Here is a 14558-nt window from a genome sequence, read left to right on the forward strand (position 1 = left end):
CGCCTGCGGACCGGCGCATGCCAGCAGGCATGCATTGAGAACCAAAACAATGAACAGCCGCCGCCAGCGCATCGTTATCTCGGCACGTCGGGGCGGCGATACGAGACCCTTTCGCCAACACACACGGTTACCATAGCAGAAACGCTCTCCAAGCCCTATCACGTTCACCTGCTTCCAGGCTTCGCACGGGGTCAATAGCTCCAGCCTGAAATCGATCAGGCTAGGAATACTCCGGGACGCACAGCGTAGCTTCGGGACGCCCGGCTCATGACATCTAGTATCCCCCGGCTCATCCTGTGGGACGATTTCATATGCTCTGATCGGCCATCATTGCCTTTGAAATCACCTCAAGATCGGGTCTTCTCAAAGGGATAGTGGAATTGAGTCCGGTAGCCCTCGTTGCGATTATCGTCGCTGCAGCGATCGTTCTCTTCGTGTGGAACAGGCTGCCTGTCGCGGTTGTCGCAATGCTGGTGTGCTTGTCCCTCTGGGCCTCAGGCATCCTCAGTCTCGATCAGGCACTTGCGGGCTTCGGCGATCCAGTCGTCATCTTCATCGCGACACTCTTCGTTGTCAGCTCGGCGCTCGAGATTACCGGCGTGACCGCCTGGATCGGCAAGCACCTGATCCGCGCCGCTGGCGAAAAAAGCCGCACCCGCTTTCTGGTTTTGATGATGAGCCTCGTGGCGATCCTGGCAATGTTTGTCGGGACGACCGGCGCCGTCGTGGCGCTGCTACCCGTTGTCATCGTCATCGCGGTGCGCCTTGGCCGCAGGTCCTCGCAACTTCTCATGCCGCTTGCCTTCGCGGCGCATGCCGGCTCCATGCTGGCGCTGACCGGTACGCCGGTGAATGTCCTTATCTCCGACGCCGCCATCGACGCGGGTTTCGCTGGCTTTGGCTTCTTCGAATTCGCGCTGGTTGGGCTTCCGCTGCTCTTCGGCAGCATGGCGATCATCATGCTGCTTGGCCAGCGCCTTTTGCCGCAACGAAACGGCGCAGCCATCCCCGCGGATTTCAGCCGGCACGCCCGCACGCTGGTCGAGCAATATGGATTGGGCAATGACGTCCACCGACTCCGCATTCGCGGCTCTTGCCACTATGTCGGCAAGACGCCATCGGCAATCGAGGTCGCGCGCAACGAGGGAATGCAGCTGGTAGCAGTGCACGAGGGCGACACGGCGCGGCCGATCAGCAGGCCGCACATCGCCGAAGGCGACCATGTTCTCCTGCGCGGCGATGCCGATATCGTCGCGAAGTTCGCGGCGGAGACGCACCTGTCCTTTCGCGAGCAGACGGCAGGCGCCGACGACATTCTCTTCACCCACAAATCGGGGCTGGCCGAAGTGGCGATCCCACCGCGATCCGGCCTGATTGGGCAAAGCGTTTTCCCGGGCATGGTGACCGGGAGCGGCGATCTGATCGTCCTCGCCGTCCAGAAAGCCGGCACTCCGATCGACGATATCGAGACAAACAACCAAACGGGCGCGGTCGTGCTCGGTGCTGGCGACACGATGCTGCTGCAGGGAACCTGGAAGGCGCTGGACACGCGCCTCAGCGACCCGGACGTGCTGACCGTCGGCTCCCCTGATCTTGTTCGCAGGCAAGCTGCGCCGATGGGCGGCGAAGCGAAGCGTACCGCCGCGATCTCGGCTGCGATGATCCTTCTTCTGGCGACCGGCCTGGTGCCGCCAGCGGTGGCAGGCTTGCTGGCAGCAGGAGCGATCCTTCTGTCGGGAATCCTGACAGCGGAGCAGTCCTATAATGCGATCGGCTGGTCGACGGTGGTGCTCGTCGCGGCGATGAAGCCACTTGGTACCGCGATAACGGAAACCGGCGCCGCGCAACTCGCCGCCGATCATCTGCTCTATATCGTCGGGCAAAGTAGTCCGACCATGCTTCTCGCCGGCCTGTTTCTGCTGACCGCGGTGCTCGGACAATTCATCAGCAATATGGCGACCGCCTTGATCGCGATCCCGATCGGCGTTGCGGCGGCGGCCGGCATGGGCATCTCCCCACGTCCCGTCCTGATGAGCACCGCCGTCGCGGCAGCGGCAGCGTTCCTGACGCCGATCGCGGCGCCGGCGAACGCCTTGGTTATGGGTCCAGGCGGCTACACTTTTGGCGAATACTGGAAGCTCGGCTTGCCGCTGCTCGCTTGGTTTTTCGTCGTTGCCGTCTTCATCGTCCCGCTCATCTGGCCTTTCTAGGTCGAGGGCGCTGCCATCGTGTTTTCTGCGCCCTCAAGGGCGTCACTACAGATCAAATCGCGGCCACGCAGATAGGCCGCAACGCAAAGAAATCAGGGAGGAAAACCCATGCTGCGGATGGGAGAAAAGTATCGCCACCTTATTCACGACGCGGGCTGCGGCTGCTCGCATCCGGACCTGCAACGGGCCTCGCGTCGGCTGGAAGCCTTCTCACGACGCGATCTCCTATCGGGATTGGCGGCAACCGCCCTCGTTGGCGCCCTGCCCGCGCAAGGTCTCGCGCAAACTGCAGCCAAACCGAACACGACCCTCTTGAGCAACGCCCGGCTTTTCGACAGCACGGCCGGCACTGTCGTCGATAATGTCCAGGTGCTGATCAGCGACAACCAGATTGCCGATGTCGATCGCTCCCGTGCGCCGCCGCCTGACGGCGCGACGGTTCTGGACTGCCGCAACGGCGTCATCATGCCGGGCCTCATCGACGCGCACTGGCACACGATTTTCGCGGCGGTGCCGCTGAACCTGCTCCTCGGCGGAGACCCCGGTATCGTCTTCGCCGCATCGACCGCCGAAGCCGAGCGCACGCTGATGCGCGGTTTCACCACGGTGCGCGATCTTGGTGGCCCCGTGTTCTCGTTCAAGCAAGCGATCGACGCCGGCCTTATTCCCGGGCCGCGGATCTATCCGTCCGGCGCCATGATCACCACCTCAGGCGGGCATGGCGACCTGCGTCTTCCCACCGAGATTCCGAGGGACGGAAACAAGCTAAGCAGCGGTGAACTCTTTGGAGGCGCTGCGATCGTCGACGGTGTAGCCGAGTTGCAGCTTCGGGTACGCGAGCAGCTTCTGCAGGGCGCATCACAAGTGAAAATCGTCGGCAGCGGCGGTGTTTCATCGCCGCGCAGCCCGCTTGATATGATCACCTTCAGCGAGGATGAACTGCGCGCCGCGGCCGGCGTTGCTGCGGACTGGAACACCTATGTCGCCCTCCACGCCTACACCACCCGCGCCGTTCAACGCGCGCTAAGGGCCGGCGTGACGTGCATCGAGCATGCTCATCTGATCGACGAAGAAACAGCGATCATGATGGCCGAGAAGGGTGTCTGGCTCAGCACCCAGCCCTTCCTGACGATGGCGGACGCGGCCTCTCAGAGCGGACCAGGCGTTGAGCGCGCCAAGCAGATCTTTTTGGGAACCCCGACGCTCTACCAATATGCGCGCAAGCACGGCATCAACACCGCCTGGGGATCGGACGTGCTCTTTTCTCCTGAGCTCGGGCCGCGGCAGAACATCATGCTGACCCATCTGAGCAACTGGTACAAGAACGCCGAAGTGCTTCAGATGGCGACATCGGGCAATGCGCAGTTGCTCGAACTCTCCAACATGCGCAACCCTTATCCAGGCAAGCTCGGCGTTATCGAGAAAGGCGCTCTGGCGGACCTGGTGGTCGTTGATGGCAACCCGACGGAAGATCTGGCCCTGGTCGAAAATCCGCAGAAGAATTTCCTGGCGATCATAAAGGATGGGCGGCTGCACAAGAACACTCTTTAACACAGCGGACCTTTCACGAGCGGGGCAAGCCAGATCCCAGCTCCTCCCACATCCGGAAACACGTTAACCGGGAAAATGGACGCGCTTTGCGTCTTTCTTTTACATAGCAAGAATTGTATTAGTGATCTTCGCTTTAGGTTTACCTTCTGCACACAGTCAACATTGCCGTCATGGTGCAAATCAGCTTCCCTCCGGATGCACCACCGCCTGCGTCGATACTGGTCACTTCATGCTTGCTTAGTCTTGTGTTCAAGGAGCGACATCATGAATGCACGGGTAGAATTGGGGTCGACATCCGCTGCCGCTTTCGCGGACGAACCACTGAGATGCGCCATTGAATGTGATACCGCTCGCGCTCGCGCGCCGGAGCGGTTCGAGGTTTTCCGAAACTGGCATTCGTCCATCCTCGATGTAGGCCTGAAGAGCGGCGAGACGAATAGGTTTGAGGCGACGGAGAAAATCTGGCAACTCGGCGATATCGCCTTTGCCGTCATCGACGCGTCTCCCGATCATCTCCTGCGCTGGGAGCACAAGAAGAAGCCGGCCGTCGACAATTGGGTCGTCAGCGTCAAAAACAGCGACGCATCGAGCACCGCCGATAGCACCTCCCGACGAAAGCTTGGCATAACGAACCTCACGGCCCCGCATGCCTGCGAAAGCGAGGGGCGGCTGATCGCGCTTTTTTTGCCGTACAACACGGTCGATGCCTCCCTCGACCCCGAGATCGCGGACGAAGACGCCCAATTCCTCGCAGACTATCTGACCCTGCTGCATCACAATCTCACTCATCTGCGCCGAAGCAACGTTGCAAGGGTCGCCGAAGCGACCATACACATGCTCGCAGCCGTGCTCGCGCCGTCTCACGACAAGCTGGCGCAGGCACAGGCTCCCATAGATGCCGTGATAACGACCCGCGCCATAAGGGCGATCGATGCCAAGCTTGCCGACCCGGGCCTGAGCCCGGAGTATCTGTGCAAGAGTGTTGGCGTATCGCGCTCGCGCCTCTACCGGATTTTCGAACCGGCGGGCGGAATCTCCAACTATATCCGCCGAAAACGACTGCTTGAGACGCGCCGCGCGCTGGCCGATAGCGCCAATGTGCACTCGATCGCGCAGATCGCGGAGAATATGGGCTTTACCGATCCATCGACCTACAGCCGCATGTTCAAGCGCGAATTCGGACTGTCGCCGAAGGAAGTGCGGGCGCTGGGCTGGCAGGGAATGCTGCATCCGGGCTCGCTCAAGATGGATCAGGCAGGTGGCAGCAATCCCACATTGAACACGCTGCTCATCAGCAATTCACTCGGCATGTCGATGGGCAACTGACAATTTTGGCGAGATTTCGTTCCTTCCGCTTGGGAGGTCAAAAATGGACACTCTGCACAGGATTGGGATGGAATGCATATATTCAAACCCGAACATATGAATAGAGTTGCGTGATATCGACATGCAATTGCAACTACTAATGTCCTGCCTCAACTCTGCTTTCTAAGTTCGACCAACGTGCTTTCCCGTTCCTCTCGGCCAGCGCCTTGTTGCTGATGAGCCGACGCTTCGTGATCGCCATCGAACAAGGAGTAATGCTTATGAAAGCCGGAAGCGCATTGGCGATCCTCCACACCGTGCCTGTAAACACGCGCGACATCCTCCCCTCCGGGCAACCAACCTTCTGTCAGACATAGATGCTCAACAGCAGGATGGATCATGCAGCACGACAGCAACATTGCCGGCAAGGACGAGGGCCAAGCTCCCCTCACATGCGTCGTCGACATCGACACTTCCGCCGCGCCGCCCGCCGAACAGTTTGATCTCTACCGATCCTGGAATGCCAACCTCGGCGATGTCACGCTGCTGCGTGAAAAGTTCAATTCCTTCAATGCGCATCAGCAGGTCTGGCAGCTCGGAAGCCTTGCGCTGATGTCCCTGGATTACCGGGGCACCGGTTATCGCCGCCGTTGGACCAACAAGAAGGATCCCGTTTTCGATCATTGGATCCTTAGCGTCCCGCTGACGGTCTCGGAAAATGGCGGTCCGAGCATCCCCGGCCAGTTGCACTGGCATTGCCTTGCCGCCCCCTACGAGGCGGAAGGCGAGGATGACGGCGCGCTTGCGCTGCTGCTTCCCCGCGATTTCGCGTTCTCGCAGCCCTTTGACCTCGCCATTCGCCCCGAGATGGCAGCGCTGATCGTGGACTACCTACAGCTGCTGCACCGCTCGCTCCCCAACAGGATGGAGCGCGATGCCGAACATATCGCGGTCGCGACGACCACATTGCTCGCCGCCTGCCTTGCGCCATCGCGCGATCACCTTGTCGAAGCCGAAGGACCGATCAACGGCGTGATCATGGCGCGTGCCAAGAAGCTCATTGCCGCGCAACTCGCAAAGCGCGATCTATCGCCGGACAAGCTGTGCCGCGATCTGAATATCTCACGGTCCCGGCTCTATCGGATTTTCGAGCCAAGCGGTGGCATCTCCAACTACATCCGCCGCCAGCGCCTGCTGCGCACCAGGGACATCCTTTCCGATGACAAGGACAGGCGCTCCATCTCGCTGATTGCCGAGGAATGGGGCTTCATGGACCCATCGACATACAGCCGAACCTTCCGGCGCGAGTTCGGGATGACGCCGAAGGAAGCCCGCGAGACGGGATGGCTGCGGATCAACGAGGCGCCGAGACTTTCCGCCGCCCATTTCGCCGGCGGCCCGCCTTGGAGCTCTCTGCTGGCGAGCGGCGATATAGCGAACCGCTCTTAACCGCTCCCGGAAACATCTTCCTAAGCCCGCCGGACCACTCGCGGCGTCATTCGCGTTCGTGACAACGTGGCTACTTGCTCGTTGCTGTGCAGTTTATCCCAGCGTCGTGCACAGTATCCATTTCTGCGACAATGAGCGTGAAACCACTGTTTAAACGGCATTTTCCGCTTTCCGGGCCATGCCCTGCAGAAATAAGCTTCGAGCGCTGCCGTCGAAGCGGAAGGTCTGAACTCGCGTTCCATCCACCGCTTCGGCCATGGCCATTGACGCTTTCAGGAGTGTGACGGATGGGAATTCCTGGCAGATTTTCTGGTGTCTTTCTCGCCTCGTTCATCGCAGCCTCGCATGCAATAACGGCACAGGCTCAGGATGTGCCGAAAGTGGCGACAATCACCGTTGCAGTTGAGGACGTTTCACCGAAGCACGAATTCGTCGGGCGCGTGGAAGCGCTGAATGCCGTCGACATCCGTTCCCGGATTGACGGCTTCGTCGATCAGCGGCTGTTCGAGGAAGGCGCCGTGGTCGACGAGGGCCAGGAGCTCTTCAAGATCGACAGCCGGGCGCTTGAGATCGCACTCGCCGACGCCAATGCCAACCTTGCCCGCGCCAAGGCGACACTGCTCGACGCCGAGCGCCAGATGGTACGCAACCAGTCCCTCAACCAGACCGTTGCGCGCGCAACGATCGAACAGAGCGAAACCGCGCGAGACACCGCCGCGGCAAACCTGCAATCCGCGGAAGCAGCCGTAAAGCAGGCCGAGCTCAATCTCAGCTACAGCCGCATCGTGGCGCCCCTGAAGGGCCGGATCGGAACCGCCGCATTCTCCCCGGGCAGCTTCATCACCACCGCCTCGCCCGCATTGGCGCGCGTCGTTCAGATGGATCCTGTCAGGGTGGTCTTTTCAGTCAGCGACCGCTCATTGCTGGATCTGCGGGAAGCCGCCGGCAATGTCAGCAAGGATGAGCTGGCCCAGCGCTACCAGACGCGTCTGAGGCTATCCAACGGACAGATCTATCCGCAGAACGCACCCATCGCCTTCCTCGGAAACGAGGTGGATGAAGGCACCGGAACGCTGGCCGTCCGCTCGGTCTTTCCAAACAGCGATTTCCTGCTGATCCCCGGCCAGTTCGTCACTGTCGTCGTCTCCGAAACCGCGCGAAAGGAACGCCCAACGGTTCCGCTGGGGGCCGTGCAGCAGGACCGCGAGGGCAAGTACGTCATGCTGGTCACAGCTGACAAGAAGGCCGAGGAGCGCAGGATCAGCGTCTCCGAGCAGCGGGAAGGAAGCTGGATCGTCGAGGACGGACTGAAAGGCGGTGAAAACGTCATCATCGAGGGGCTTCAGAATGTGGCCGCGGGATCCGCGGTCGAGATCGTCGAGGACAAGAGCACGTCCCAGCCGGCGGTGGCGAAATGAACATTTCCGCTCCCTTCATCGGCCGCCCGCGCTTCGCGATGGTAATCGCGGTCGTCATGCTCATCGCCGGCACGGTGGCACTCCTGCAGATCCCGGTCGCGCAGTTCCCGCAGATCACGCCGCCGGAAGTGCAGGTCACGGCCAGCTACCCAGGCGCCAACGCGCAGGTGATGACTGACAGCGTCGGCGCACCGATCGAAGAGCAGGTGAATGGCGTCGAGGGCATGATGTACATGTCTTCTTCAAGCACCGACAACGGCACCTACAGCCTGACCGTAACCTTTGAAGCGGGAACAGACCCCGCGATTGCCCAGGTCAACGTCCAGAACCGTCTTGCGCTGGCGACTCCGCGTTTGCCGGCCGCCGTCACGCAGGCGGGCGTAACGGTGCGCAGCCGTTCGTCCAGCATGCTGCTCGGCCTAGCGCTCTATTCGCCGAAAGGCACGCGCGACGAAGTTTTCATCAGCAACTATGCGACGATCAACATTCGAGACTCCATCTCCCGCCTTCCCGGCGTCGGCGAAGCCGCCGTGTTCGGGCCGACCTACAGCATGCGCATCTGGATGATGCCTGACCGCATGGAGGCGCTGGGCGTCACGGCCGCCGATCTCATGACCGTCATCCGGGCGCAGAATGCCCAGGCCTCTGCCGGGCAGATCGGCTCGCCTCCGGCGATGACCGGGCAGCAGCTGCAGCTCACGGTGACGGCGCGCGGACGGCTTGCGGATGCCGCCGAGTTCGGAGATATCATCGTTCGCAGCAATCGCGATGGGGGCGTTGTCCGGCTACGCGATGTCGCCCGCGTGGAGCTCGGCGCCCAGTCCTACGACACGGCCTCGACGCTGAACGGCCGCCCCAGCGCGACTGTGGTCGTCTATCAGGCATCCGACGCCAACGCGCTTGCCGTATCGAACGCCGTGCTTGGCGAAGTCGAGCGACTTTCAAAGCAGTTCCCCGATGACGTCGCCTACACGCTCGTCTTCGACACGACCTCTTTCGTGCGCGAGACCATCCGCGAAATTTTCGTAACGCTCGCCATCACCTTCGTGCTTGTCGTGGCCGTCGTCTATGCGTTCCTGCAGGACTGGCGCGCCACCGTCATCCCGACGCTGACAATCCCGGTGTCCCTGATCGGCGGCTTCGCCGTGCTCTACGTTCTCGGCTATTCGGCGAACACGATCACGCTCTTTGCCGTCATTCTGGCGATCAGCCTCGTGGTTGATGACGCCATCATCGTCGTGGAAAACGCCCAGCGACTGATGAGCGAAAAGGCAATGGATATACGAGCCGCGACACTCGCCACCATGCAGCAGGTCACCGGACCGATCGTCGCGACCACGCTTGTTCTCGCAGCACTCTTCGTCCCGGTGGCGTTCCTGGCCGGAATCACCGGCGAACTCTACCGCCAATTTGCCGTGACGATCCTCGTGACCGTGGTCTTTTCGACCATCAACGCGCTAACGCTGAGCCCGGCGCTCTGCGTCCTCATTTTGAGGCCGGCACCTGAACGCAAGACCGGCATCTTTGGCCGGATGAACAACGGCCTGGAGGCCTCCCGTCGCTTCTACCTCAGCATGTTCACGATGTTTGCCCGGCGCCTCGTGCTGGCAGGCGTGCTCTTCGTCGCCGTCATCGGCGGCATCTACGGCTTCTACCGCGTTCTCCCCACCGGCTTCGTGCCGGCCGAAGACCAAGGCTACCTGTTCATGAACGTGCAGCTTCCGAACGCCGCATCGCTTGAGAGGACGCAACAGACGATCGCGCAAGTCAGCGCTCTCCTGCAGCAGACGCCCGGGATCGCCAATACGATCGGCATCGCCGGCGTCAGCATGGTGGGCGGCGGCGGCTCCAACAGCGGCATGATCATCTCCGCGTTGGAACCATGGAGCGAGCGCCCCGCCGACCAGAGCGCCTTCGCGCTCATCGCCAAGCTGCGCCCGCAGCTGGCAGCCATATCAACGGCATCGATCGTGCCCTTCAATCCGCCAGCGATACCCGGCCTCGGCACGACGGGCGGCTTCGACTTCCGCCTTCAGGCGCGCGCCGGTCAGAGCCAGCAGGCGCTCGCCGAGGTCATGCGCGATCTCATCATCCAGGCAAACCGAACGCCCGGCCTTGCCGGCGTGTTCAGCACCTTCTCCGCCGACGTGCCGCAGGTCTATCTCGATATCGACCGGAAACGGGCCGACCTCTACGGCGTCTCGCCGGCAGCTATCTTCAGCACATTGCAGGCGCATCTCGGATCGGCCTATGTCGACGATTTCAACATTTTCTCGAGAGTGTATCAGGTGCGGCTGCAGGATGAACCCAGCTATCGCCAGCGCATCGACGACATCCAGCGCTTGCGCGTGCGCAGCCAGTCCGGCGAGCTCGTTCCGCTGCAGAGCATGATCTCTATTCAGACGATCTATGGGCCGAGCTCGGTCAACCGCTACAACCTGTTTTCATCTGCCTCCATCAACGGTCAGGCCGCGGCCGGCACCAGTTCCGGCCAAGCGCTTGCCATCATGGGCAACCTCGCCAATGAAACCATGCCTGACGGCTTCGGTTTCGAGTGGACCGGGCTCGCGCTTCAGGAACAACAATCGGGCAACGAGACCGTGATCATCCTGATCGCCGGCATCGTCTTCACCTATCTCTTCCTCGTCGCGCAATATGAAAGCTGGAGCGTGCCCGTTGCCGTCATGCTGTCGGTCGCTGTCGCCGTGGTCGGCGCGCTGGGCGCACTCGTCATCGGCGGGATCGATCTCAATATCTACGCGCAGATCGGCATGCTGTTGCTGATCGGCCTCGCGGCCAAGAATGCGATCCTGATCGTCGAATTCGCCAAGGAACGGCGCGAGGAGGGAATGAGCACGTTGGACGCAGCCGCCGAAGCCACGTCGCAGCGCTTCAGGCCCGTGTTGATGACCGCGCTTGCCTCGATCTTGGGTGTCGTGCCGCTGGTGGTCGCAACAGGCGCCGGAGCGGGAAGCCGCCAGGCAATCGGCGCCACCGTTCTTGGTGGCCTCCTTCTCGGCACGGTTCTCGGGCTTGTCGTGATCCCGGTTCTCTACCTGGTCGTTCAGAGCCTTCGCGAAACACTCAAGCAACGGCTCTTCGGTGTCGAACCCGATCCCGTCACCAACGTTGCCGCCGAATAGATACTTTCGCCGGTCCTGTCCGGCCCGACCTGACTTAGCCGCCGTCGGCTACTCGGCCGATGCCGGCTCAAGCGCTTTGAACGCGCCCTGCCCCAAGAGCATCAGCCATGTCACGAGCACGAAGGTGGAGGTCAGGACCGGCATTGCGATCGGTGTCAGGAAAATGGCGACCGAGGCCCAGAGCCAGCTGGAGATGACGGCGCCGAAGACCGCATAGATCAGACTTCGCCAATTAAAGGCGAGGAAGACACCACATAGCGCCATCGCCGTCAGCGCTGAATTGTAGCCGAAGAGACCATCGCGAACCGCGCCCTCCGGACCGCCATAAACGGCCGCCACCAGCGTGCCGACCACCGCGCCGAGCAGGCCCATCGCAGCGCTGATGCGGGAATTCAGGGCGATGGCGACTATGATGAGGTAGCCGGAAATCCAGTTGTCTTGGAAGAATATCTGCCCGATCGAGGTCCCTATCCCCTCGTACCAGGTCGCAAAGACATAGGGCACCGTATCGGAAAACTGTTCGGGCGACACCGGCTTTGCCATCGGCCCCGCATCGATCGCGTCGAATTTCAGCACCGCGAACAGAAACAGCCATCCGACGAGAACGAAAGGCATCGTCAGAGGTGCGGTCTTGTAGGGCGCCAGAACCGCGCCCATGCTGGCAAATGCCATGGTCGTGAAGGCGGCGGCGCAGACGAGATAGACGACCATGGCCACGGACGGGACGGCGCCCGTGCGAAAATCCTCGCTGGTGAAGGCAACGAGCGCCAGGCCGACCAACGCGCCGTTGAAACCATATAGCCCGTCCCGCATCACAGCCCTGTCGGCCTTGAGAACAAGGGCGGTCGCCGTGCTGGCGATGACGCCGAGCACACAGATCGCGGCATAGATCCATGAGTTCCAAGCGAGCGCTGCGAGGATGACGAGCCCCGACAGCGGATTGTTCTGAAAGACGACCTGGCCCACGCCACGCAGCGACCAATCCACGAAGAACAAGGACGGATGATCACGGAAACGATCCAAATTCATTGATCTCTGCTCCTTCGGCTCGGCCCGGAAGCGACAGCGTGCCTCGTTCCCGCGGCGTGTTGGTCCGGCCCGGGCGCGACCTCACGCCCGGGCTTTTCTGCGGCTAAAAGAGGAAGTATCGCTGCGACATCGGCAACACATCCGCCGGCTCGCAGGTGATCAGCTGGCCATCGACCCGCACATTGTAGTTTTGCGGGTCGACCTCCAGCTTCGGCGTCAGATTGTTGTGCACCATGTCTTTCTTGCGCACCGTCCGCGTGCCCTTCACAGCCGCGAGCTGCTTGGAGAGCTTCAGCTTCTCGCCGATCCCCTCGTCGAGTGCGGCCTGCGAGACGAAGGTGACCCCCGTCGAGCCGAGCGCCCTCCCGAGCACACCATACATCGGACGGTAGTGCACCGGCTGCGGCGTCGAGATCGACGCATTGGGATCGCCCATCGGCGCGATCGCGATCATGCCGCCGATCAGCACCAGCTGCGGCTTGATCCCGAAGAAGGCCGGCTTCCAGAGCACGAGATCGGCGCGTTTGCCGACCTGGATGGAGCCGATCTGATCGGCGAAGCCATGTGTCAGGGCCGGGTTGATCGTGTATTTGGCGACGTAGCGCTTGACGCGGAAATTGTCGTTGCGCCCGCTATCCTCGGGCAGCGGACCGCGCTGCACCTTCATCTTGTGCGCCGTCTGCCAGCACCGCAGCGTCGTCTCGCCGATACGGCCCATTGCCTGTGAATCCGACGACATCATTGAGAACACACCGAGATCATGGAGAATGTCTTCGGCCGCGATCGTCTCGCGCCTGATGCGCGACTCCGCGAAGGCCACGTCCTCCGGAATTTGGGGGCTGAGGTGGTGGCAGACCATCAGCATGTCGAGATGCTCGTCGACCGTGTTGATCGTATAGGGCCTTGTCGGGTTGGTGGACGATGGCAGCACATTCTCCTCGCCCGCCGCCGTGATGATATCGGGCGCATGGCCGCCGCCGGCGCCCTCGGTGTGGAAGCTATGGATCGTGCGTCCTTTCATGGCCGCGAAGGTGTCGCGCACGAACCCGCTTTCGTTAAGCGTATCGCTGTGGAGTGCCACCTGCACGTCCATCTCGTCGGCCACCGTCAGGCAATTGTCGATCGCCGCCGGCGTCGTGCCCCAGTCCTCGTGAAGCTTCAGCCCGACCACACCGGCGCGCACCTGTTCGCGCAACGGATCGGGCAGGCTGATATTGCCTTTTCCGAGCAGCCCGACATTGATCGGTAGCGCTTCCGCCGCTTCCAGCATCCGGTGGATCGCCCATGGACCTGCCGTCACTGTGGTCGCAAGCGTGCCGACCGTCGGGCCGGCGCCGCCGCCGACAAGCGTCGTCGTGCCGCTCGCCAGCGCCTCATCCGCCTGCTGCGGCGCGATGAAGTGAATGTGCGTATCGATCCCGCCCGCGGTGAGGATCTTGCCTTCTCCAGCGATCACATCCGTCGCGCCGCCGACGATGATGTTGACGCCCGGCTGAATATCGGGATTGCCCGATTTCCCGATCCCGGAAATGCGCCCGTTCTTGATGCCGACATCGGCTTTGATGATGCCCCAATGATCAATGATGATGACATTGGTGATGACAACGTCGGCGACCTCGGCGTAGGGGCGCTGCCCCTGCCCCATGCCGTCGCGGATCACCTTGCCGCCGCCGAAGGTCACCTCTTCGCCGTAAACCGTGCGGTCTTCCTCGATCTCGATGACGAGCTCGGTATCAGCCAGCCGAAGCCTGTCGCCCTTGGTTGGGCCGTAGAGATCGGCATAGGTCTGCCTTGTGATCGTTGCCATCATAGCCTCCTACAGCTTGCCCATGACCTTGGCGTTGAACCCGTAAACCTCACGCTTGCCGTCGAGCGCCACGAGCTCCACCGTTCGTTCCTGGCCCGGTTCGAAGCGGACCGCCGTGCCGGCCGGAATGTTGAGCCGAAAGCCGCGCGTGGGCCCGCGGTCGAACAGAAGCGCCTCGTTGGTCTCGTAGAAATGGTAGTGCGAACCGACCTGGATCGGCCGGTCGCCGGAGTTGGCGACATCGACCTTCAGTGTCTGCCTGCCCGCATTGATGTCGATCGAGCCACTCTCGATGAAATATTCGCCGGGGATCATGATAGCCTCCTCAGGGAATTGGGTTGTGGACGGTCACGAGCTTCGTGCCGTCGGGAAAGGTTGCTTCCACCTGGATGTCGTGGATCATCTCGGGCACGCCCTCCATGACCTCCTCGCGGGTCAGCAACGTCGCGCCATAAGACATGAGGTCCGCCACCGTCCTCCCCTCGCGGGCGCCTTCTAGCAGGGCGGCCGAGATATAGGCTATGACCTCAGGATAGTTCAGCTTCAGACCTTTCGCCCGGCGCCGCTCCGCGACCAATCCGGCCGTAAAGATCAGGAGCTTGTCTCTTTCACGCGGTAGCAGTTCCATGAGCTTGCCTCCTTGTTT

Annotated in this window: 10 protein-coding genes; 6 read left to right on the forward strand and 4 right to left on the reverse strand. The window is 61.8% G+C overall.

Going from position 1 to position 14558, the window contains the following annotated elements; all coding sequences use genetic code 11:
• The first annotated feature begins 380 nt into the window (after positions 1-380).
• From ACODTZ_RS05520 to ACODTZ_RS05545, 6 genes are all read left to right on the forward strand, one after another.
• On the forward strand, positions 381-2210 hold the full coding sequence (locus ACODTZ_RS05520) for an SLC13 family permease (RefSeq protein WP_489024339.1): 1830 nt from the start codon (positions 381-383) through the stop codon (positions 2208-2210).
• A 108-nt stretch (positions 2211-2318) separates the two neighbouring features.
• Positions 2319-3761, forward strand: coding sequence for a metal-dependent hydrolase family protein (locus ACODTZ_RS05525; protein ID WP_489024340.1), 1443 nt, complete (start codon positions 2319-2321; stop codon positions 3759-3761).
• Between the two features lie 264 nt (positions 3762-4025).
• The gene (locus ACODTZ_RS05530) at positions 4026-5087 is read left to right on the forward strand and encodes a helix-turn-helix domain-containing protein (protein WP_489024342.1); all 1062 of its coding nucleotides are present in this window, start codon (positions 4026-4028) and stop codon (positions 5085-5087) included.
• A gap of 378 nt (positions 5088-5465) precedes the next feature.
• A complete protein-coding gene (locus ACODTZ_RS05535; RefSeq protein WP_489024343.1) occupies positions 5466-6515 on the forward strand; it encodes a helix-turn-helix domain-containing protein in 1050 nt (349 codons plus the stop codon).
• Positions 6516-6895: 380 nt separating this feature from the next.
• Positions 6896-7933: an efflux RND transporter periplasmic adaptor subunit gene (locus ACODTZ_RS05540; protein ID WP_489024345.1), complete on the forward strand. Its 1038-nt coding sequence runs from the start codon at positions 6896-6898 to the stop codon at positions 7931-7933.
• Positions 7930-11076, forward strand: coding sequence for an efflux RND transporter permease subunit (locus ACODTZ_RS05545; RefSeq protein ID WP_489024346.1), 3147 nt, complete (start codon positions 7930-7932; stop codon positions 11074-11076). The genes ACODTZ_RS05540 and ACODTZ_RS05545 overlap by 4 nt, the downstream gene beginning before the upstream one ends.
• A 48-nt stretch (positions 11077-11124) precedes the next feature.
• Here the strand turns inward: ACODTZ_RS05545 and ACODTZ_RS05550 are convergent, their stop codons facing one another.
• From ACODTZ_RS05550 to ureA, 4 genes are all read right to left on the reverse strand, one after another.
• Positions 11125-12105: an urea transporter gene (locus ACODTZ_RS05550; RefSeq protein ID WP_489024347.1), complete on the reverse strand. Its 981-nt coding sequence runs from the start codon at positions 12103-12105 to the stop codon at positions 11125-11127.
• Between the two features lie 103 nt (positions 12106-12208).
• Positions 12209-13912 (reverse strand): urease subunit alpha, encoded by a 1704-nt coding sequence (ureC, locus tag ACODTZ_RS05555; protein ID WP_489024349.1) that lies wholly within the window; start codon positions 13910-13912, stop codon positions 12209-12211.
• Positions 13913-13921: 9 nt separating this feature from the next.
• The gene (locus tag ACODTZ_RS05560) at positions 13922-14227 is read right to left on the reverse strand and encodes an urease subunit beta (protein WP_037179617.1); all 306 of its coding nucleotides are present in this window, start codon (positions 14225-14227) and stop codon (positions 13922-13924) included.
• 10 nt (positions 14228-14237) lie between these two features.
• Positions 14238-14540 (reverse strand): urease subunit gamma, encoded by a 303-nt coding sequence (gene ureA / locus ACODTZ_RS05565; protein WP_018897749.1) that lies wholly within the window; start codon positions 14538-14540, stop codon positions 14238-14240.
• Positions 14541-14558 lie beyond the last annotated feature (18 nt).

This window comes from Rhizobium sp. FG113 (assembly GCF_057809895.1).